Here is a 22367-nt window from a genome sequence, read left to right as displayed (position 1 = left end):
CTCTTCCCTTGTACCGGGCGCAATGCTCCGGACTCAAAAGCTGCGGTTTAGATGCTCAAACCGTACTCGCTCATCTTGGCTGCAATACTGTCAATATCATCAAAAGTAGTAGCTTCCTCCCACTTGTCCTTGCTCCAGATTTCGACACGATTGCCGACACCTGCAACAACAGCTTCTTTATCTATGGAAGCGTGGGTCAGCCAGTTGGATTTAAGAAGGATTCTTCCCTGCTTATCCAGTTCAACATCATCTGCTCCTGCCATGAAGAATCTTCCAAGCTGTCTGGCTCCGGGTATATCCATGGGCAAAGCTTTAAGCTTCTCTTCAAAAGCGTCCCAGCCTTCCTGATCAAACGCAAAAAGACATCCATCAAAGCCTTTTGTTACAACGAACTGTTCTCCGAGCAGGTCGCGAAACTTGGCCGGGATGATCAGTCGCCCTTTTGCATCGATTGAATGGCTATATTCGCCCTTGTACGCCTTTCCCATTATTCTCTACCACATTTCACCACTTTGTGACACTTTTTACCACCTACATGTATAATAAACCATTTTTTTTCATTTAACAACCTTGCGAAAAGCTCATTTTGTCTGATTTTGGGCACAAAAAAGCCCCTCACCGTCCGGTGGGAGGCTCGCCCATACAAGATATTGTATTTGTCGACATTTTGCCGACATATATTGTGCCAGTGATATTTTTTGTAAATTGCTAAATTTTTATAAACTTTTATGCCGGAACTTTCATGCGGATGTATTTGTTCGTTTTATCAAAACTCAGACTGTTTTTCCTTACTGCTCGCATACCTTGATTTAAATACAAGTCCGGCCACAATAAATAACGGGAGCCCTGCCAGAAGGCCATTTGGTGCAGGTCCTAAAAGTCTGAAGCTTCCGGTATCCGGCACGCATAGCGCTATCGGAATTGTTGCAGCTGCATTTATTGACCCATGCAAAATCGCAGGAAACCATATACATCCGCTTTTTTCATAAACCATCTCACATAAGATACCCATGGCAATTGTGAATACACAAAACAGCAGCATTCCGGTAACAGGATATCCAAAGTAGTTGGAGCCGTATTCATATCCAATAAGCCCTATAATCGGCCAGTGCCACATGCCCCAGATTATTCCGCCTATTATGATTCCCTTTGTTCTGCCGAATTTCTCATTAAGCACCGGCTGCATATATCCTCTCCAGCCTGCTTCCTCACCGATTGCAGCAAACATATTCAGAAAAGGCGCATACAGCGAAGCGCTGGCAGATGTGATCAGAATATACTGAAAATAGGAAATACCCTGATTATCCAGTTCCTTCAGAGCAGCCGTTCCGGCATCTCCCGATGCAGAGAGTATATACTGTCCGGTCAGATCAAGATGTTTTGAAAAAATCAGGAAGTATATTACCGCGCCAATTGCTGTGAGCACTGTCGGTGCAAACCATGCAAAAAGGAGCGTTCCTATATTGCCTTTTAATTTGGGTTTCCAGCCCATTCCATTAAGTTTTTCTCCGGAAATAAGAACCGCAATCAATGGAACATACATCATAACAGCCATAAGAAGCTGCCCTTCAGACCTTCCTCCATTCTGATATAGCATCCATACGGCAACCTGCATTGTCCATGCAATGATAAATACCCAGCGAAGGTATTTCATTAAATTAGAGTCTGTGTTTTTTGTAGTGTTCATAATATACCTCTTTCTTTGGGATTAAATAATCTAAAAGAAGGTACCAATCGGCAATCTGTCTTGCATTGGTACCTTCGATATTTTGCTGCTATGCTTTAAATTATCACACGTTGAATCTGAACAGGATCACGTCTCCGTCCTGTACTACATATTCCTTACCTTCCATGCGGACAAGGCCTTTCTCCTTTGCTGCTGCAATGGAACCCTCACGAAGAAGGTCTTCGTAATTGATAACCTCAGCCTTGATGAAACCACGCTCAAAGTCTGTGTGAATCTTACCTGCTGCCTGAGGAGCCTTTGTTCCGATCTTGATGGTCCATGCTCTGGTCTCATCCTCTCCGGATGTAAGGAAGCTCATAAGACCGAGAGTTCTGTAGCTTGCTGCGATGAGCTTATCAAGACCTGACTCTTTAAGACCAAGGCTCTCAAGGAACTCTGCCTTCTCATCAGCTTCAAGCTCTGAAATCTCAGCTTCAATCTGAGCACTGATCACAAATACTTCACTTCCTGACTTTGCAGCAAGCTCACGAACTGCTGCCACATACTGGTTAGAAGCACCATCATCTGCAAGATCATCATCCTTAACGTTTGCTGCATAAATTACAGGCTTCCATGTAAGAAGATCATAAGAATTCATAAGAGCCTTCTCATCTTCATCATCCAGCTCAAGTTCCCTTGCCATCTTGCCGGCTTCAAGAACTTCCTTAATCTTATTAAGAAGCTCAAGCTCTTTTGCTGCACTCTTATCCATTCTTGCAGCCTTGGTGGTCTTGGCAATTCTTCTCTCAAGAACTTCAAGATCAGCAAATACAAGCTCTAAGTTGATTGTCTCAATATCTCTTGCAGGATCAACATTTCCATCAACGTGAACAACGTTGGGATCTTCGAAACATCTTACAACATGTACGATTGCATCTGTCTCACGGATGTTAGCAAGGAACTGGTTTCCAAGTCCTTCACCCTTGGATGCACCCTTAACAAGTCCCGCAATATCAACGAACTCGATTGTTGCAGGTGTAACCTTCTTGGAATTATAAAGGTCGCCAAGAAGCTTTAGTCTCTTATCCGGCACTGCTACGATTCCCACATTGGGATCAATTGTTGCAAAAGGATAGTTTGCAGCAAGTGCTCCTGCATTTGTAAGTGAATTAAAAAGGGTACTCTTTCCGACGTTCGGAAGCCCCACGATTCCTAGTTTCATTTTTTATATTTCTCCTTCTATAAATGCTTTATTTAAGCCATTTGTTATCTCAGCTTGTTGTACCAAGCACCACGCCGGGCACCATTTTTGTATTAATTATGCGTTATGACACATTGTGACATAAAAATAGTCCTGACACAGCGAGTATATATTACCATGTCAGGACGGATTTGTAAAAACATGCAGTGACTTTTCCGACACAGCGCTGCATTAATTAACGCGGAATTTTCCGCTATACTCCTCTTCAGGAGTAAATACGGCGGCAGGTTATGACTCCTGCTTTACAATCGCCCTAAGGCTACGCCGCAATTTTTTATAAAATAGTTACCATTGAATCAATTGGATTCCTTTTTTTATCGCTAGATACACCTTTGAAATCGCTAGCGCGAAATCCCAAATCCAGGAAACAAATAGGATAGATGTTTTCTGGCAGGTCAAAAACCTTCTGTGTTTTAAGAACATCATTCACTCCAGCCCAACATGTATCCAATCCTATATCTGTTGCTGCCAGCATCATATGTGTTGCTGCAATAACACCATCTGTCAAATAGCTATTTCCACCCTGAAAATTACTTGCAGCATTTTTATCGGAACATACTAGAATTACCATCGGTGCTCCATAACGGCATGGATGAACACTGTCCATCCTCTGAAGAGCTTCTCCACTTTTTAGTATATACACTCGTTGTGGTTGTTTATTAAAAGCTGTTGGTGCTAAGCGCCCCGCTTCTAGAATATATTTCACTTGATCTTCTGTTGGCTTTGTATCGCTGTACTTACGAACAGACTCTCTCTTCTGAATAACTTTATTAAATTCCATATCTATAATCTCCTTTGCTACATTGATTCTGTTATTTAAAAGATATGTCAGTTATTCAAAAAATCCAAAACTCCACAGTAACATAGCAAATTTCATGAATCTCGTTCCTCCGGCGAATTTACTAAGTATAAGTTAAATAACTCATCCTCAATTATACGGGATGAATTTTAAAAATGTCAGTGAAAAATTTCTTACTTTATGCACGAAGATGATGAATTCTTTGATGAGGTAGACTGATAATAATACTCTGCATACCTCCGCTTTGCATGGCCCGGTCTTGTCCGGGCCTTTAATTCAAGGTTGCGCCGACAAGGCGCAATTTCCTCGTATTAAAAAAAAGACTGTGCCCTCTTTTTTAGAAGGCACAGTCTTTTGACACTCACATCTTTTTAATTATTTAGAAGACGATTAATCTCATCAACCATGTCATTGATTGCACTAGCCTGCTGTGCAACATGCTCAGTATTTGTAGCATTATTTCCAGCCATGGTACTGATAGCCACAAACTGCTCGTTCTCACTTCTGATACTCTCTGCGATATTCTGGTTAATCTCAACAGTTTTTTTGATGATTTCTGACTGGCGTTTATGTGCCTCATTCATCTCTTCAATTGCATTAACCGAATCATTCAGCATTGTAGTCATTTCACTTATGTCGCCAAATACTGTCTTAAACTGTTCATTCTGTTCAGCAAGCTTATTGGCATTTATCTCAACCTGTCCTGTAATCTCTTCTACGTTCTTCTGAACTCTTTCAATTATTGCACCAACGTCCTTAAGTGAGCTCTGCGTGTTTTCTGCAAGCTTACCAACTTCAGTTGCTACAACAGCAAATCCCTTTCCAGCATCACCCGCTCTTGCGGCCTCAATTGAAGCATTAAGAGCAAGAAGGCTTGTTGATGACGAAATTCCCTGAATAAGTTCAAGCGTTGTTCCAATTTCTTCTACTGCCTTTAGAAGTCTGTCTGCAATATCTGTTGTAACTGCCATAGAATCAGAAACTTCAGAATTTATCCCCTGAAGATCATTTAATGATTTCTCATTTTCTTTTGACTTCTTAAGAAGGTTGTCAGATGTCTTCTCAACAGTCTCAACATTTTCTTCTACAATGCTTGCGCAATCATTAAGCTCTGACAAGTTTGCCATACTCTCATCTGCTTTATTACCAAGAATATTACTGTTTTTAACAAGCTCATCACTTGTTGCTGATAGCTCTTCTGCTGAAGCGCTCTCACTTGATGAGATATCCAAAAGAGTTGCTCCTGCAGTTACCATCTTGGAAGATATTGAACGAACAGCATCCATAACACCTGTAACACGCCTGTTGTTCTCTTCAAGCTCATCCTTTTTGGCAGTAATCAAAAAGTGTGAAACAAAGAATAAGAACATTACAAGGCCGGCTAACGAAAGCACAAGGCCTACAACACACATGATTACATCTGTAATAAAGAGTTCGTCTTTTACTGGCAAAAGAGCTGTGCCTCTGACAAACCATGCAATAAACATAGAAACAATACAAATACTGCCGGTAACGGACAGTAGCTTAATATCCATAAAGAATCCGATAAGTATCAGGAAGAAACATAAAAATCCCCAGAATGTTCTGGTCGGAACCATGTAAATAATGTAGTTCCACTGAAGGATAAGAACAACTGAGCAGAAAATCTTTCCTATTTGAAGTTTTCCATCTTTTAAATATCCATCTTCATCAAATGAAGACTTAAGAATCAGCATTCCTGTAATAAAGAAACACACATCCATGATACCGAAAATTATTACTGCGATCCAAGGGATAACCTGATAAAAGCCAATTGTCTTTTCTACTATGAACATTGCTGTAGCAAACATACAGGCCGATACCAGTGCAGTAATACCCCATTTAAAAACCGCAGACAGGTATACTTCAAAAGCAGATTTTTTATTCATTGATAATTACCTCCTGAGATAAATGGTTTATGTTAACTAGATTACCACAACCATTTTACTAAATTCCGCAAATTCCCATAAGAAAATATCTCTGAAATTATTATTAAAAAACTCTGCGTTGAAATGAATTATTTATTTCACCTTCCCCTTTTGCCCACCCACTTTGTAGATTACGACTATTGTAAGCTCCGCTAAATACCATCCCATGGTATATAAAACAAGCGATTCGCTATAGTCCTTTGTAGTAAGATCTACCGAGCATCCCACGCCCGAAACCTGCACCTCATACTCTACCTTCATACTCTATACTTCATCCATGTCATACCCTTCATATACCTACCTTCATCCAAAAACTGCGCAAGTTTTCGGACTACTCTCCTTTCTAAAAATAAAAATATGGTTGATAGTTTCGTTATACCCTTTTCCATGTGCACCTGATTTTGGACATAAAAATAGACCAGTAAGTATCGGACGTCTCCGACTTTTGCTGGTCTATGTAATGATATTTTTCAGTTTTCTATAATGTAATTATTCTATTCTTTACCGTTACTTCTATACTCTCCTGAGAAGATATATATATGTCATCATCAACAACACTCTTCTTCTCTACAAAGAATGATCTAGGATAATAGAAAGATGTTCCTTTATCATAATCTATACCTAAATGTATTATTGCATTATCCTTTTCAACTTTACTATAAAATACAATCTCGCTATTTATAGATGTACCACCAATTACTTTCAAATTATCAAAAAGAACAGCATTTGGCTTTTCGGCAAGTTTTGGTAGCAAATAGAAATATACAAACTTTGCTTTAACACTTCTAAATTTATTACCATTCAAAGCCTTAAGATCAGATAATTCATAATCCCCATTTCTTATACTGTCCCATCCAATATCACCTTTATATGCTTGAAGTTCTTTGTTGCTAACATGCCCCCTGGCAATTGATTCAATACCAAGAAGATGACAAAAATTCTTCTTTTCAAAACTAAGCTTGAGTGTCTTTTTCTCTCCTGAGTCAGCAGATATATTATATTCATAAATAAATGGATACAAATAATTCTGATAGTATTGTGATAAACAATCCAAAGAAATATCATTAATCTTTGGCTTGATAGTTAATTCTTTTAATTCATCCCAACTAAACATTTTCCACCTTTTTGCATAATTAAAGGGTTCTGTCGCCAGAACCCTTTAATTATGCAGCTATATTTATTCTGCTCATATTTAACGTCTCCGCAGCGGAGAAGCCAGGAGCTGCGCCCGACATAACTTTTCTATTCATATATAGTATAATGCTATTCATTATTCCCGTCAACGAATCACACACAAATATTTTAACGTATCCTTTTTTTCGTTGAATAGCTTATTTCCTGATAATACTATACTTCCACAACATAATACAAGTCATCATCCTTAAGCGACATCTTGGGATTGAGATTCTTCACAATATCATATGCGTTCTTAGGATCATACTCTGCTGTCTCCTTATAATGTGGATGCTGGGTTACATCATATTTATCAGAGAAAAACGGTCTCACGCCTCGAAGCTGCAGAATACATTTTCCCCCATCCATTACTGCAATCTCATCCATGGTCATAAGATCTTTTCCGGTCTTCTGATAGTTCATGGAATACGAAGGATTATTACCCTTACTCTCACCGGTATTGTACATATCGATGGTTTCCTTGCCCAAAATCTGATTCAGATCCTTGAGCGTAGTCTGCTCAGTACCACCAAGAAACAATTGCGAATCCATATTACCGACAATGGTATCTGCATTATCTTTGTATATAGCTTTTAGCTGTGACTTTCCATCCTCATATTCCTCATAAAGTTTTGTGATATTGCGGTTTACCCCGATGATGCTATCCTCGGGTTTAACTGTGAGCGCATCATAAGTCTCATTCATCTTCTCTACTGTTCTTGTTTAAACAGTAACCTCGGAGCCTGATCTAGCCTCCATCTGTTCCTTAACATCATTTGCAAGATTTTCCTTGAACTCTTCGTAGTTCATTCTGTGTCCTCCTGTGAATTGAATATAGTTGCACCCGTTTTGGGGCATAGAAAAAGAGCAATTGTTCTGTTTCACGAACAACTGCCCTTTATGTAAATCAATATTCAATTATTCTGCGTGATGATGTCCGGTTAACAGTTCATACACCAGCGCTACACCAGGCTTACACCAATTGTCATTTTCTAATGTGAATTTATGTAGCGAAACGTGTAATTATAGTTTCCAAACAATCGCGAAATAACGGTTCGCGTGACCTTATGTAACTAAACGTGATAAAGGAGAAGTCTTTCGATTCCTAGTTTCATTTTTTATATTTCTCCTTCTAAAAAAGCTCTTTTTTAAGCCATTTGTAACATATACCTGTCTATACAGGCACCAATCGAGTGCCACATCGAGTACCATTTTATCATATAAAAATAGCCCTAACACGGCAGAATATATATTACCATGTTAGGGCGGATTTGTAAAAAGCATTAAACTTTAAGCAAGTTCATAACCAAAGCTGTCATAATCTCCTTCTCTTCCGGATTGGACTCTGCAATCATAAGAGTAATAGCAACAAGCGCGCCATCACTGATAACCTTGTGTCCGTCTCTGAACAATGCTTTGTTTCTGCTAAGGAACTCCAGGAATAATGACGCAGCTATTCGCTTGCAGCCAACATTTTAGACTGAATCTCGACAGTTTTCTGAAGTGCAGTAAGTCTTTTCTCATTGATAGCATAACCATTTATAATATACTGCTTTAACACTGAATTGGCCCATTGCCTAAATTCAGTGCCTCGCTGAGATTTAACCCTATATCCAACAGAAATGATCACATCAAGATTATAATGCTTTGTTCTGTAATTTTTTCCATCGGAAGCAGTTGTCAAGAAATCCTTTACAACTGAATTCTTATCCAATCCGCGTCTGGTATATGGTAGAAAAGAAAAGACTCATAAACCTTATAGTTTATACGCCCTATCTTAAGCTCATCTTCAGATTACTATTGTTGCCTTTCGGAAATCCATTTTGAAGTCTATTCTCTTGTTTTAAAGGAAATTATTAATTTTTGAAACTAGATATCCAAAATTTCAGATAAGTTCTGTATTTTAAACTCTGCTCCCTCACACTCCGCAGCAGGGCCTATTCCGACACTGTGAAAGCCCGCTGCATTTGCCGCGTCTATGCCGGAGACAGCATCTTCTATCACAAGGCACTCACCGTTTTTAAGCCCCAGGATACCAGCTGCCTTTATGAACACCTCGGGATCGGGCTTAGACCTGGAGATCATGTTGCCGTCGCTGATTCCGTCAAAGGCATCAGTAAGGCCTGTCCTCTCCAGGATAAACCTGGTGTTCTTAGAGGAAGAGCCAATGGATAGACCATATCCCTTTTCTCTAAGTTTCCTTAAGGTGCTTCTCACTTCCTCAGTGACGTCCCTGGGCCCCATATTCTTTAGAAGTTCTCTGTAGATATTGTTCTTTTTTTTCATGAGAGCAGCCTTTTGCTCCGGGCTGTATGAAGCAGTCGCTCTCTCAAGTATGATCTCAAGGCTTTCAGCCCTTGAGACTCCCCGGAGTCTTTCATTTATATTCCTGTCGAAATATATGCCTTCTTCATCCGCGATGGATTTCCACGCCTGATAGTGATACTCATCGGTGCTGCAGATGACTCCGTCCAGGTCAAAGATTATCCCTTTTATATTCATTTTGCCCATCCTTTCGCCTATCTTTATATGTAATCCTTTCCGCAGAAGGGATCTATGGGGCTTACTCCCTCAAACTTAGATCTTCCCATGATTTTTTCAATCACAGCATTGCAGAAGTCTTCATTGCCGCTGTAAGCATTGATATAGGTTCCGATCATGGGTGCATCGAAAAGATGATAGGGGTATGCGGTGGAGATCATTATCATCGGTATCTCTTTTGCATGCCAGGGAGCATCATCACCGAGGCCAAAAAGCACATTCCAGTTAAGACGCAGGGTGGTGTTATTGGATGCATTCTCCATGTTGCAGACATAGATATACAGATCGTAATCCTTCTTCATCTCGGAAACGCTTCTGTACATTTCATTCAAAAGAGCCTTCTTCTTGTCCGGGAGGTTTTCAACATCCATGAAATCCATGGGCGTTATCCGCGTTCTCCTGTCCCTTACGGTAACTTCGAACCCTTCCTTCTCAAGCTTTTCCTTCCACATCAGCGCAAAATCGCTGCAGGGATTCATCTCTTTGTCTATAACATTAAGGTATATTCTCTTATACTTACCCGGATTTACAGGCAAAAGAGCCTTCTCATCCCTGACAAGGGTAATGGCCTTATCAGCCACCTCTTTTGCGAAGGATTTATGCTCACTGCAGCCCACTATGCCTATGGCATCCTCTGAGGGGACAAGCCTTCCTTCCCTCTGCTTTACATGAAGCCCCAGTGAGGCCTTTGTGGCAAGGATGCGAAGAACCGCCTCATCCAGGCGCTCATTTGTAAGAAGACCGCTTTTCAGTCCATCTTTCAAAATGCCGATGTCCTCGGAAAGATCCTTGTTAAAGAGGATCATATCGCAGCCGCTCATAATTGCCGTAGGGATGGCCCTGCTCCTTGGCATTGCCGAGGTAAAGCCCACCATCGGGGTCGCATCAGTTATGATAAGACCGTTAAAGCCAAGTTTGTCTCTAAGCAGCCCCTTCAGAAGCTCCTTTGAAAGAGAGGCGGGGCGGAGCATCTCCTCTTTTGTGGCATCCTTGTTAATCTCCTTTACATAGGCAGGCTGAGCGATATGTCCAACCATCACGGTCTTTGCTCCCTTGCCTATAAGCGATCCGTAGATATAGCCAAAGCTTTCATCCCACTCCCTGACGCCAAGTGAGTTAACACTTGTAACGATGTGCTGGTCCCTCTCATCTATGCCGTCTCCGGGAAAGTGCTTGATTGATACCGCTACGCCGCATTCATCGGCTCCATCCATGTATCTTGAGGCAAAGGCTTCGATTTTCTTCGGGTCATCTCCGAAGGTCCTTACATTGGTTATGGGATTGTGAAATTCCCAGTTGATATCCACGATAGGGGCAAAGGACCAGTTAAGCCCAAGAGCTGCGCCTTCTTTGCAGGCAACATATCCCATCCGGTATCCGTTTTCCGGATCGTTTGTTGCAGCTACCGCCATTGGTTTTCCAAAACTCGTCCCCTCAAAGGAGAGTCCGTCTCCTCCGGCCTCTGTATTGGCAGCGATAAGAAGAGGAATCTTTGCCATGTCCTGAATCTTCTTGTGGGTAGCTCTCAGCTCTTTTGCCGGGCCGCTTCTGTACATCATTCCGCCCACAGCTGCGCCTTCAACTATGCCCCGAAGAACATTTTCGTCATTAGAAAAACCCATGGGGCAGAATACCTGCCCGCACTTCTCATCTTCTGTCATAGAGGCAAAGGTATCCTCTACCCACTTTATCGCCTCATCATCAAGACAGAACGGGTTTGCTTTATAATCAATCTTTATGCTCATTTACAGTTCATCCTTTGTATCATTAAAATAGGTTCTCAAAAAATATGCCGGTCCACAGCTCCATGCATGGCAGTAGCTGTTCACAATTGTGCCCCCGTAGGGCGACTCGTTGGGATTTTCCGGATTATACAGTTCCCAGAAGGTATCGGCGGAATTTGCCACCATCCCTCCCCAGTACTTTGACATTTTCCTGTGAGCCACATCTTTTTTTCCAATTTTAATAAGTGCATCTATGTAGTTATGGTACATGTAGGGAGTCACCATGGTCACTGCTTCAGGGCAGGCCTCCATTCTGTCAAAGAGCCGCTCTGCTGCCTTACCTTCCATTGCTCCTCCAAGCACCATCCATATCTGCGAGGCAAATGAGATCTGACTTTCTGCTCCGCTTACATAGAGCTTCTTCTCAACATCATAAAGGAATCTGTTGGAAGCTTCCTTGAGCTTGAGATAAAGCTGCGCATATTCCTCTTCCGCAAGAACGTCTCCGACGCACTGGGCAAGCTCGATGGCTGCCTCAAGGGCATACATGAAGATTCCCTGAGCGGAGGCCTGCTTATTGAGGGCAAGATTCCAGTCCACAAAGCACCAGCCAAGACCATCCGAGTCCCTTACCACAAAGCGCTCATCCAGGCATTGCCTAGCCAGCTCAATCTGTCTTTTGCATACATCAAAAAGATCCAGCACAGCTTTTTTATCCCCGGTCCTTTTGTAGTAATCCCGAAGAATCACGATAAAGAACAGGGAATAGTCAAACATATTCGTGTCATCAACTTCAGGCTTCGGATCAAGGAAGATACAGGCTCCCACCCGTCCGTCTTCCTGAGTCAGAGCCCCGAACAGATAAAGATTTGACTTTACCATGTCATTCATGTTGTAGGTGACATAATTCACCAGAGCCTGAATTCGCAGGTCTCCGATCCATAGTCTTCTGTCCCTTTTGGGCCCATCCTCAAAGACTGTCTGCATACAGTCATGGAGTGTTTTTACAGCCACCCTGTCAATTTCCATGTCCAGCTCATCACTGCTGTAGTAGGGCAAAAGAGCTTCATCCGGGGCAGAGGATACTGCTGTGAGGGATGCATCATTTACCCTTAAAGAGAATCTGGAGCTGATATCAACCACCTCTATCCTGACGTATCTGAAGGAGTATCTCCTGTCCAGTTCCACAACTGAGGGCACTATGTCCACATGGATAAGCTCCTCCTCAATCCAGGCCGGTGAGACCCAGCCCTTATACTCTGAGGCATCCTCAAAAAGCTCGATCTCTCTTTCCGCAAAACGGATTCTCAGAAGTACCGGAGAGTCAGGATGAGCCCCTTCATAGCCAAGGTCCAGGGTCAGGTACCCCACATAGTGGTCCTCAAAATCCAGGATGATGGAGTCGTCTTTTTTCAGTGCGATAGACCTATATGCCGGACGGGGATCTCTTTTTATGACATCCCCATCCTTCTTTAAGTCGATACACTTACATTCGTTTATCTTATTTTTCTTTATTTCAGGGAAAAGAGCTGTCGCTTCCCGTAATAATTTCTCGTTATACATGTGCAAATATTCTCTTGATCAAATGATTATTGTTTAAATAGATTAAGAAGATCACCAGCAGTACTGCATTTATGATCGACTGAGTCGTGGCATTTATCTGGTTTGAGAAAACCGCAAAGGTGGAATTCAGAAGTGACATACACAGGGCAGAAAGCAAAAAGCCCACCTTCTCGTTTCCGAACCTTCCGATATAGCCTGCAATGAACATCGGAAGGAAGGCCGTGAACATAATGGCTATACTTCCGAAATTCAGCTGTCCTCCGTTTATAGTGGTATTTCTTGCGGCATTCAGCATACCCACAAGTCCCATAAGGCCGCCGCAGATCGTGTAACAGATAAGGGCGTTTTTAACCTCATTGATACCGGTGGCTACAGCTACCTTCTGCCCTGACTTAAGGGCGTTGTAATCATAGCCGAAGGAGGTCCGCTCAAAGACAATGATCATAAAGATAAGAACCGCCGCAATAATAACAGCTGCGTAAAGCCAGGTTCCAACAAAGCCTGACATGGATCTGTTCTGAACCTCACTCATAAGGTATTTGCCGCCTGTTATGGTATACATTATTCCCTCGTATACCAGGGTCACACCAAGAGAGACGATAATGGGCGGAAGCCTCAAAGCGCAGTACACGGTTCCCGATATAAGTCCCAGCAGTGCTCCCGCAAGAACCGTTATTATCAGCATAAGAAGTGCAGAACCAGAGCCCCCTTTAAGAAAACCGTATGTGATCTTCGCACCTATCACAGATGAAAGTCCTGCCATTGCCCCCAGGGAAAAATCAAATCTTCCGCTGTTTAAGTTTATGGAGAGCGCCATGGTGGTGATCATAACGATGGCTGTATACACCACAAAGTTATCAAAGCTCTTTGCTCCCGATATGATGGTCTGCCCATTTGCAAGGCAGATTCCTTCCAATACCACTGCCACAGCCGCAGGGATTGCCAATGTTTTTAAAATCTTCTTAAGGGTGCTCATGAACTGCCTCCATTCATCACTTACTCTCGATAAGTGCCTTTACATCATCATAGGTAACATCCTGACCGATAATGCCATCAAGACTTGCCTTGTCAAAAATAGGTGTATCACCGTTGTCGTTTACATAGTACTGGTCAAAGGATTCTGCATCTGTTGCCACAAGATAGCCCTGTGTGAAGGAGACAGCATTTCCCTCGGGATCTCTAATAACATTTCCGTCAATCGCATCCATTACAAGAGCGAATACAGGTCCGATGGAAGATGAATATTTGCCGGCGAGATACTCAAGAGAGCCATTCTTCATTGATTCGCTGTTCATGGCTGTAAAGGAGTCGATATCTGAAAAAGGAATGTTCTCCTGACTAAGTGTCTGAGCAAAGAAGGTTGTTGCCATTCCCACTGAGATAAATGCCTCAGGTGCTTTCTGGATCGCTGCATTGAGCTCGTCGGTGGTTGTGTCGCCATATCCCTGAAGGTAAGCTACCACCTCAACATCTCCAGAAACCTTTGTAAGGTCAACACCCTGATCCTGGAATATCTGTCCGATCATACCGTTCATATCATCTGTTCCGCCGTAGGTATCACCAAGTCCGGCGATCACACCTGCTGCGCGGTATACGTGCATAGGATTGGGGATAAACGCTCCGTAGATGGCAACGCTCTTTACGCCCTTATCCTTAAAATACTTGCCCATCTCCTTGCCGGCTTCAAACTCTGTCTCGTTTGAAGGTCCAACCTGGCCGACAAAATGCTCATAAGTCTTGTAGGTCTCATACTGACTCTCATCAAGCACGCCGGATGCAATCGCATAGTAGATGCCATACTCTTCACAGGTCTCGATCTGCTGAGCTCTGTCACTGCTGGAGAGCGAGATAACGGCGTCATATCCCTTTGATGCAAACTTCTCGATGGCTGCCTTCTCATCCTCAGCACTTGCAAGAGCATCTGTATAATCAAAGGTTACATTGTAGTTGTTCTGAATATATTTCTCGTAGTAGTTTCTGAATCCAAGTGCTTCCTCGCCGCTGACGTCTGCAACAAGTACACCAATCTTACGAGTTTCACCCTGATCTGCGGAAGCTTCACTTGTAACCGCATTATCAGCGCTGTTATCTGTTGTGTCTGAAACCGCAGCAGGTGCGCTGCTGCCGCATCCTGTCATTACGGTCATGGCTGCTGCCATGGCAAGTCCGAGTACCTTTGTTACTTTCCTGTTCATATTTGTTCCTCCGTTTTCATAAGTTCTTTATCTTGGCAATAGTGCGGTTTTGTAATTCATTCCTGTGATATAGACCACTATCAGGAAGAAAACTGCGCTGATCACCTGTGTTATTCCGTATGCTGCACTGGAATCTATCACTATCTCCAAAATGTCGTTAAGCAGCATATATGAGAAACCTCCAACCAGTGCGGCGTATATCCTGGATCTTGCGCCTCCCGATATGGGCATTCCACCAAATACTATGGCTATAAAGATATTCATTCCTATACTTGAAGCCGTTGTCGTAGTGACCGAAGGGGTATATACAAGAGTAAGGAATGCTCCGAGCCCTATACCGATACCTGCCATCACAAAAGCCAATATCGTGTACTTGTCGGCTTTGATGCCGGTAAGATAGGCGCAGAGAGGATTCCCTCCCACAAACTTCATCCTTCTTCCTGCCTTTGTGAACTCGAATACAAAGACTGAGATTGCAAAGAGCAGCAAAAGAACCGCTATCTTGAAGGGCATATTGTCAAAGGGCTTTACTACGCTGCTGGGAATGTTTATCCCGCCCAGCGCTCCTCCGTTCACCGTAATTATCTGCGCTGATACAGCTGACAGTACTGACATCATCGCGACCGTGGTTACAAAGGCCGGTATATGGAAGATTGAGGCCAGCACCGAATTGAGCAGCGAGCACACAATTCCCGTAAGTAGTATCACCGCCATCATCAGCGCTATATTCTCTGTTTTGTTGTAGACCATTACTCCGAGAGTTGCCGAAAACAGCGTGGAAGCGCCAAGACTGATATCAAAGGTTCCAAGGGTATAGATGAAGGTTGCTCCCGTCGCTACGATCGCCAGAACCAGCGCCTCATTGAACACGATCTTCAGATACATATCAAGTCTGTAACCCTTTGCATTCACCACGATGCAAAAGACCAAAAAGAGCACCGCCAGCGCCGCCAGGGGCAAAAGAGCTATGATATTCTGCCTGTTTATGTTTTTCTTTATATTCATTTCTTTTGCCTCCTAGATCATGCATCCTATGATGTCGCTCTCGGACAGATCTTTACTTCGCTTAAATTCTCCTGTTATTTCACCGTTCTTCATAATAAGGACCCTGTCGCTCATCCCAATGAGTTCAGGAAGTTCTTCGCTTATCATGAGAATAGCTTTTCCTTCGCTCTTAAGCTTTGACATAAGCTGATACATTGCCTGTTTGACACCGATGTCCACACCTCTCGTGGGACAATCCAGTATCAGGATCTCACTGCCGCAGCCTATCCATTTTCCAAAGACTACCTTTTGCTTGTTGCCGCCGGAAAGCTGTGCTACTACCTGATCTCTCCCCGAGCATTTGATCCTCAGGGCATCTATCTGCTCGTCTACATATTTCCTTTCCGCGGACCTGGTTATTAGTCCCGCCCCGGATTTGAATATGTTCATTCCCGCAACTGCGATATTGTCCTTGATGCTGGCCTCAAGACAAAGGGATTTTCTGTCTCTGTCCTTGGATACATAGCCTATCTTGTCAGTCATTGCGTTGTGGGGAGACTTTATCTGCCTTCCTCTTGGGGATATGACAGCTCCGCTCTCGGGTTTAAGCGCTCCGAATATAGCCTCTCCAAGCTCATGCATCCCGCAGTCCGCAAGTCCTCCAATTCCCAGGATCTCTCCCCGGTGAAGTGTCAAAGACACATCCTTAAGCTTGTCATTAAAACACAGATTCTTTACCACAATGGCTTCTTCATCAAGGAAGCTGCAATTAAAGTCCGGTCTGTAGTAATCACCCTCTATCTCTCTTCCTATCATGCTAGTCCTTATAAGATCTTCATCAAATTCCTCTTTAGCGAAGGTCCTTATAAGATTACCGTCTCTAAGGACTGTCAGAGTGTCGCAGACCTCCATTATTTCCTCCAGATCATGGGAGATAAAAATAACTGATCCGCCTTCTTCCTTCATCTTTTTCATGATGCCGTACATGATCTGTCTTCCGTCATGAGATAGTGCCGTGCTGGTTTCATCTATCACCAGGATCCGGGGCTTTTTTAGTATGACCTTTGCGATTTCCACCAGCTTCCTCTCCTGGAAGGAAAGGCTGTCCATCATATCCCTTCCGGAAATGGAGGTTATTCCTATATTGGAAAGGGCTCTGTCCGCTTCCTCAAAGAGTCTTTTTCTATCCACAAGAAGCCCCTTCTTAAACTTCTTCATCTCTGCCAGAAAAATATTTTCCGCAACGGTGATCCCCGTTATAGTTCCGCTCTCCTGGACCACCATTCCTATACCTTTGTTCAGAGCATCGATCATGCTCTCGGGCTCCCAGGCCTTTCCTTCATACAACATCTGTCCCGAGGTTGCCTTCTGCATTCCCGCCGCGATGGATGATATGGTGGATTTGCCCGAACCGTTCTCACCTATGAGACCTCTTATCTCTCCAGGGTAAACCTCAAGGTTTACTCCGTTTAGAGCAGTCACACTTCCGAATTTTTTTGTTATGTTTTTCATTTCCAGAATCGGAGTATTCATAACCAATGAATCCTTTCTGTCTGAGACATTGCTTGTTTATGGATTCATTATATTGAGTAAATGGCTTTTACATAATTCACATAATCGCTCAATTTTATTGACTTATTATGATGTAAATATACTTTTTCGGATATTAATATGAACTTTTTTGACATTCTCCTTCATTAGGGGTATTATTTAGCTGTTTTAATCAGACGTTCATTTCAGATATATAAGGGACTTAAGGATATGGATCATACAGCGGTAAAGCAGCACATATACGACATTACCGAAGTTGAGAAATTTTACAGAGACTACTATTTTGCCAGGATGGACAAAGACAGCCTGAAGGCTTTTCTTAATGGTCTTGATATGAAGTTTGTTCTAGACAGACACCTTCTGGTTCTGGAAAAGCCCGAGACAATACCAGAGGTATTCGAAGATTCCTTCTTTTTCGATCTGTCAAATAATGACAGTATAGTGGTACAAAAACATGAGAGGTATTCACCGGCCATTGAGCACAGTCATACCTTTTTTGAGCTGAGCTACGTCTATGACGGCAAGTGCTCCCAGACCATCTCCGGAAGAACCATAGAGATGCGTACGGGAGATTTTTGCGTTATTCCTCCCGGGATCAAACATTCCATCAGCGTGTTTGACGACACCATAGTCATAAACATAATGCTTAGAAGGGATACTTTACATTCCATGTTCTATTCCTTCCTGAACACCCCGAATATACTCAGCTCTTTTTTCCTGAACAATATATATGCCAAGAAGGCCAACGACTACATCATGTTCCATACAGGCTCCGATGATGGTATAGCTACTTCCTTTATCTGGATGCTGACAGAATCCCTCAACAGACAGGAGTACCATTACCAGGCCATTACAAATACCCTGCTTCTTGATTTTTATCTGATAATAAGGAGCTACTCGGAATCCGTTCAGATGCCGCTGTTTGACAGCCGCATAGATGTACAGCGATATGCTCTTATCCAGTATATTCAGGAGAATTACAAGGAGGTAACTCTCTCTGACCTCTCTGAGAAATTCCATTATTCCAACGAGTACACCTCAAGACTGATAAAAGAGCTTACGGGAATGACCTACACCGAGATCCTCAGGACCGTGCGAATAGAGCGAAGTCAGGATCTTCTTGCAAACTCCACCATGAGTGTTGCCACCATAGCTGAAGCTGTGGGATATGACACCACGGAGCACTATATCCGTCAGTTTAAAAAGCACACAAAAATGACTCCTTCCGCTTATCGAAAGGAGTCTGCATCCAGTAGGAACAGGTAAAAGACTTACAGGAATGCTCTATATATAATACAATTCAAAACGAGTAAACCTAACACCAAAAACAAAAATTGAGTGCAGTTTTTTTACCGCACTCAAATCTTATATCGCAAATCAATTTATCATTCTTGGCATTTGTTATTTTCCCACATCACAGATACAACAGTCAGATTGAAAATCTGATGCAAGGGAATTGGGGGAAGTTCCCTCAACAAGTCGCATATGTAATACATATGCCCCACTTGCCACTTGTTGGAGGCGTAACGCCCCAAAACCTCTCCCGCTTCCTTAAAGCGTAACGGCGTCCTGTAGACTTATGCTCAATCCATGTCCCCAAACTCGGCTTCAATCTCTTCAATAGTTGGCATACTTCCCTTGAATTCTTCCGGTACCAACTTTGAAAGTTCGTAACTGGATACTCCAATAGGTTGGCTGCTTGATTCCAATGCATATTGAGCCTCTACTTTATCAAGGTCCTTGCATATCAATAAGCCAACTGTAGGGTTATCTTCCTCTGATTTAATCTGATGATTTACTGCTACAACATATGTGCCAAGCTGTCCCGCATACGAAGAATCAAACTTGCCCGTTTTCACTTCCAAAACTACATAGCAGTGTCGCTTGGTGTTGTAAAAGAGCATATCAATAAACTTCTCAGTATCACCTACTTCAATCCTGACTTCTCGACCCATATATGCAAAGCCTGTACCAAGTTCCATAAGGAACTTCTCGGCCTTGTTTATAAGCGCATCCTTAAGCTCTTTCTCATCATACTTTTCTCTCAATGTTAAAAAATCAAATCTATATGGATCCTTCGTCATAGCCTGCGCAAGATCACTCTGCTCTGCCGGTAATGTTAATGCAAAATTTGTTACCGCCTTACCTTGTCTCTCATACAGATCAGTATCAAGGAAGTTCAAAAGAACATCCCTTGACCAATTGTTTTCCAATGTTTTCTTCACATAGAACAGTGCCTTTGCGGAATCTCCTTTACACTTATCTATGATAACTTTGTTATGCCCCCAAGGAATAAAAAATATTGCATTTTCCAAATCGTCCCCAGCCTGGGGACGATTTAATTCATTTTCAGAATCGTCCCCAAGTTGAGGACGATTTAATATTTCCGGATACATCTCATAAAAATATCTCATATATTTAAGATTTGTAGGCGAAAACGATTTAATATCTGGAAAGATGTCTTTAAGATCCTCACTAATTGTTTTATAAAAGCCAGAACCGTAATTATTCTTCTCGCTCATTCCAACAATATCTCTGCCAAGAGACCAATAGAATCTAAGCATATCGCTATTAGTCTTCACAGCAGCTTTTAGCTGGGTCTGTCTAAAACGCTTTGATACTTCTGTAATCCAGTTTTTATATTCATTATCAAATTTAATAAGGTTGCTCATATCTCGCCTCCAACTATTTCTATCAAGCAAATTCAATTATACAGTATTGACTATATCATGTGTAAAAAAGACAGCTACTCTAATCGACATTTTTGCGGATTCCGCATTTTTGTTCGATACAGATCAAATTTTCCGACACTGTTGGGGAAATCTCAGAAACACAATGTACTCTTCGCGCTTTTATGAGTGACTTTTTGTTTCTATACACATTTTTATGCAAAAAGACCTCGCCACATCACTGCAGCATGTTCAAAAATAATTAAAAATGACTTCGTGCCAATTTGACACGAAGTCATTTTATGCTCACTATAAAGTTTCAATTTGTCTTATTTCAGCTATAAATGAAATTGCTTACGATAAACGCTTCTTCCGCAATAAAAAGGATTGCTAAGCATTCTATTGATGTACCCAGACTGCCATCTGGTAAGCCCTGTTGCAGTCTTTCGACCCTCCTGCTCCATGATGTCCTGAATTTTACGAACACCATTACTGCTGATTAGCCTCTATAAGCTCTTTCAGTGTGATATGAACATTTCTGTATCGGGCTTCCGGGTTGGGCTCATTTACTGTGGCAAACTGCAGGGCTTTTGTAGGGCAGGCCTGGATGCATGCCATACAGTTTATACAATTCGTGTAATTATAGTCCGGGCGATTGTTTTCCAACCGGATACATCCTCGTGGACAGATATGGCTGCAGGTACCGCAGCCGACGCAGCGTTCATTTACGCGGTAAAGCGGGAAGGAATACATTGGGCCGGCTTGTTCTTTGAAGTGCATGTAGCCATTATAAAAATCCGTTTCTTCCTTTGACGCAGCCTGAATATAGTGCTTTTCTGTATCGATGTCAGCTTTGATCAGTGCAAGATGCTCGTCAACTTTCTTTTCACCTTCGATTTGTCTCTGCTGATTCATATCAAATACTATAATTGCGTTGTCATGCATGATAATGGTATTGATATAATTCGCTTCTTTCCCGATAGATGAAAGAAATTCCTGGGTACGGCCGGCAACCCCACCGTGATGGCAGCCGTAGGTCACAACCAGATAAAAATATTCTGTTTCAAATTCTGAATCACGGATGAAATCCTTCACCATAGGCGGGATCTCAAACTCAAAAAGCGGGCAGACAATCCCGATCTTATCGGCAGTATAATGCCGGTTTGTCTTTTTCATTTCCTGGGGAATGCTGACAAGTTCCTGATCCAGCTGCTTCGCTGCATAGAGACTGTTTCCGGTTGCTGAAAAAAATAAGATCATCTCAGATTTCCTTTCCTTTTCTTTACTTGATGAATACATTATAACTCCTCCAATGATCCATGCAAAATAACAATTTCAAATAGTCTGTCATACAAAAATCAAATATCAGACTGGTGATAAACCGCTCACTTTGCTATACTTGTATCACTATAGAGAAAGCATGGGGACATATGCATGGATATGATAAGTCTTGAGATCTTTATGATGGCAGCAGAAGAAAGAAATATCACAAAGGCAGCGAAACTGCTGCATCTGTCTCAGCCAACAGTCTCCAGAAGGATCAAGGAACTGGAAGATGAGCTTGGCCGACAGCTGTTCTTGAGGACGAACAGATTTGTAACTCTGACTGATGAAGGCAGGCAGTTCAGGGAAACAGCATCGGATATACTGAGAATCTACAGAAAAGCAGTTAACCGGGAAAAGGATCAGAAATTTCTAAAAGGTGATATATACATCGGATCAGGAGAGATCCCGGCTTTTTCAAAGCTTTCGGAACAGATCCGGGACTTCCGCCGCCTGCAGCCCGGAATCTGTTTTCATATTCAGTCTGGAAATGCCGAGGAAATCCGTGAGGATGTGGAAAAGGGAGTCCTTGATCTGGGGCTACTGACCCGATCCGTCAGTACAGAGCCCTTCGAAAGCCTGGAGTACCCGGGAAAAACATGCTGGGGTGTTCTAGTAAAGAATGACCATCCTCTTGCATCGCGGGAACAGATCAGAGCCGAAGACCTTGAAAAGGAATCCCTGATCATTCCGGAAAACCAGGTATATTACAGGGAATTGACCGGCTGGTTTTCCAAAAGTCCGGACATAGCCGCTGTCTATACCCTGGCACATAATGCCATCCAGCTTGTAAAGCAGGGGCTTGGCCCCATGCTGTGCTTCGAAGATCCGGACCTCCTGAGGGAAGGACTCACGTTCGTTGCGATTGCTCCCTGCAAATGGGCTACGCCTCTGCTGATCTGGAAGAAACGAGAAGCACAGTCAGATGCAGTCAATGCATTTCTGAAATTTATCGAAGAAACAATGAACTGA

22 protein-coding genes and 1 pseudogene are annotated in these 22367 nt (G+C 42.6%); 2 read left to right on the top strand and 21 right to left on the bottom strand.

What is annotated here, in order from left to right; translation table 11 throughout:
• Positions 1 to 47 precede the first annotated feature (47 nt).
• The 18 genes and pseudogenes from mraZ to G603_RS0101965 all read right to left on the bottom strand — a co-directional run bounded on the left by mraZ (position 48) and on the right by G603_RS0101965 (position 17385).
• On the bottom strand, positions 48 to 488 hold the full coding sequence (gene mraZ / locus G603_RS0102055) for a division/cell wall cluster transcriptional repressor MraZ (RefSeq protein ID WP_026524143.1): 441 nt from the start codon (positions 486 to 488) through the stop codon (positions 48 to 50).
• A gap of 278 nt (positions 489 to 766) precedes the next feature.
• Positions 767 to 1687, bottom strand: coding sequence for a CPBP family intramembrane glutamic endopeptidase (locus tag G603_RS18910; RefSeq protein ID WP_051197739.1), 921 nt, complete (start codon positions 1685 to 1687; stop codon positions 767 to 769).
• 103 nt (positions 1688 to 1790) lie between these two features.
• Positions 1791 to 2888, bottom strand: coding sequence for a redox-regulated ATPase YchF (gene ychF / locus G603_RS0102045; RefSeq protein WP_026524144.1), 1098 nt, complete (start codon positions 2886 to 2888; stop codon positions 1791 to 1793).
• Between the two features lie 313 nt (positions 2889 to 3201).
• Positions 3202 to 3708 (bottom strand): nitroreductase family protein, encoded by a 507-nt coding sequence (locus G603_RS0102040; RefSeq protein ID WP_026490262.1) that lies wholly within the window; start codon positions 3706 to 3708, stop codon positions 3202 to 3204.
• 389 nt (positions 3709 to 4097) lie between these two features.
• Positions 4098 to 5633 carry a methyl-accepting chemotaxis protein gene (locus tag G603_RS0102035; protein ID WP_026524154.1) on the bottom strand — a complete coding sequence of 512 codons (1536 nt, stop codon included), beginning with the start codon at positions 5631 to 5633 and terminating at the stop codon, positions 4098 to 4100.
• Between the two features lie 132 nt (positions 5634 to 5765).
• Entirely contained in the window at positions 5766 to 5933 is a 168-nt protein-coding gene (locus G603_RS22215; RefSeq protein ID WP_155832600.1) for a hypothetical protein, read from the bottom strand.
• A gap of 217 nt (positions 5934 to 6150) precedes the next feature.
• Positions 6151 to 6786, bottom strand: coding sequence for a PBECR4 domain-containing protein (locus G603_RS0102020; protein ID WP_026524155.1), 636 nt, complete (start codon positions 6784 to 6786; stop codon positions 6151 to 6153).
• A 233-nt stretch (positions 6787 to 7019) separates the two neighbouring features.
• Positions 7020 to 7451, bottom strand: a pseudogene (locus G603_RS18905) (TraM recognition domain-containing protein); the annotation flags it as partial.
• A 117-nt stretch (positions 7452 to 7568) separates the two neighbouring features.
• Positions 7569 to 7730, bottom strand: a complete 162-nt coding sequence (locus G603_RS22210) for a hypothetical protein (protein WP_155830976.1) — start codon at positions 7728 to 7730, stop codon at positions 7569 to 7571.
• 398 nt (positions 7731 to 8128) lie between these two features.
• The gene (locus G603_RS23095) at positions 8129 to 8257 is read right to left on the bottom strand and encodes a hypothetical protein (RefSeq protein ID WP_330367496.1); all 129 of its coding nucleotides are present in this window, start codon (positions 8255 to 8257) and stop codon (positions 8129 to 8131) included.
• 41 nt (positions 8258 to 8298) lie between these two features.
• Positions 8299 to 8559, bottom strand: a complete 261-nt coding sequence (gene rhuM / locus G603_RS23090) for a RhuM family protein (RefSeq protein ID WP_051207368.1) — start codon at positions 8557 to 8559, stop codon at positions 8299 to 8301.
• A 155-nt stretch (positions 8560 to 8714) separates the two neighbouring features.
• A complete protein-coding gene (gene pgmB / locus G603_RS0101995; RefSeq protein WP_026669162.1) occupies positions 8715 to 9347 on the bottom strand; it encodes a beta-phosphoglucomutase in 633 nt (210 codons plus the stop codon).
• 23 nt (positions 9348 to 9370) lie between these two features.
• Positions 9371 to 11131: a glycoside hydrolase family 3 protein gene (locus G603_RS0101990; RefSeq protein ID WP_026669161.1), complete on the bottom strand. Its 1761-nt coding sequence runs from the start codon at positions 11129 to 11131 to the stop codon at positions 9371 to 9373.
• Positions 11132 to 12673 carry an alpha-L-rhamnosidase-related protein gene (locus tag G603_RS0101985; RefSeq protein ID WP_051207367.1) on the bottom strand — a complete coding sequence of 514 codons (1542 nt, stop codon included), beginning with the start codon at positions 12671 to 12673 and terminating at the stop codon, positions 11132 to 11134.
• On the bottom strand, positions 12666 to 13649 hold the full coding sequence (locus G603_RS0101980) for an ABC transporter permease (RefSeq protein WP_026669159.1): 984 nt from the start codon (positions 13647 to 13649) through the stop codon (positions 12666 to 12668). Before G603_RS0101980 ends, G603_RS0101985 begins: the two co-directional genes overlap by 8 nt.
• A gap of 16 nt (positions 13650 to 13665) precedes the next feature.
• The gene (locus tag G603_RS0101975) at positions 13666 to 14868 is read right to left on the bottom strand and encodes a substrate-binding domain-containing protein (protein ID WP_026669158.1); all 1203 of its coding nucleotides are present in this window, start codon (positions 14866 to 14868) and stop codon (positions 13666 to 13668) included.
• Between the two features lie 27 nt (positions 14869 to 14895).
• The gene (locus tag G603_RS0101970) at positions 14896 to 15873 is read right to left on the bottom strand and encodes an ABC transporter permease subunit (RefSeq protein WP_026669157.1); all 978 of its coding nucleotides are present in this window, start codon (positions 15871 to 15873) and stop codon (positions 14896 to 14898) included.
• Between the two features lie 12 nt (positions 15874 to 15885).
• Positions 15886 to 17385, bottom strand: coding sequence for a sugar ABC transporter ATP-binding protein (locus G603_RS0101965; RefSeq protein WP_026669156.1), 1500 nt, complete (start codon positions 17383 to 17385; stop codon positions 15886 to 15888).
• Positions 17386 to 17613: 228 nt separating this feature from the next.
• On the opposite strand from G603_RS0101965, the gene G603_RS0101960 reads away from it, so the two are divergent.
• Entirely contained in the window at positions 17614 to 18669 is a 1056-nt protein-coding gene (locus G603_RS0101960) for an AraC family transcriptional regulator (RefSeq protein WP_026669155.1), read from the top strand.
• A gap of 317 nt (positions 18670 to 18986) precedes the next feature.
• Here the strand turns inward: G603_RS0101960 and G603_RS0101955 are convergent, their stop codons facing one another.
• The 3 genes from G603_RS0101955 to G603_RS0101945 form a co-directional block, all read right to left on the bottom strand.
• Positions 18987 to 20075, bottom strand: coding sequence for a PDDEXK nuclease domain-containing protein (locus G603_RS0101955; RefSeq protein ID WP_026669154.1), 1089 nt, complete (start codon positions 20073 to 20075; stop codon positions 18987 to 18989).
• A gap of 335 nt (positions 20076 to 20410) precedes the next feature.
• Positions 20411 to 20536, bottom strand: coding sequence for a recombinase family protein (locus G603_RS23210; RefSeq protein ID WP_242834823.1), 126 nt, complete (start codon positions 20534 to 20536; stop codon positions 20411 to 20413).
• 25 nt (positions 20537 to 20561) lie between these two features.
• Entirely contained in the window at positions 20562 to 21371 is an 810-nt protein-coding gene (locus tag G603_RS0101945; protein WP_196808031.1) for an EFR1 family ferrodoxin, read from the bottom strand.
• A 135-nt stretch (positions 21372 to 21506) separates the two neighbouring features.
• On the opposite strand from G603_RS0101945, the gene G603_RS0101940 reads away from it, so the two are divergent.
• On the top strand, positions 21507 to 22367 hold the full coding sequence (locus G603_RS0101940; RefSeq protein WP_026669152.1) for a LysR family transcriptional regulator: 861 nt from the start codon (positions 21507 to 21509) through the stop codon (positions 22365 to 22367).

The sequence above is a fragment of the Butyrivibrio sp. AE3006 genome (assembly GCF_000424165.1).
Classification (GTDB): domain Bacteria; phylum Bacillota; class Clostridia; order Lachnospirales; family Lachnospiraceae; genus Butyrivibrio.
The sequence above is the reverse complement of the archived record's forward strand: the minus strand, read 5'-3'. Positions and strand labels throughout refer to the sequence as shown.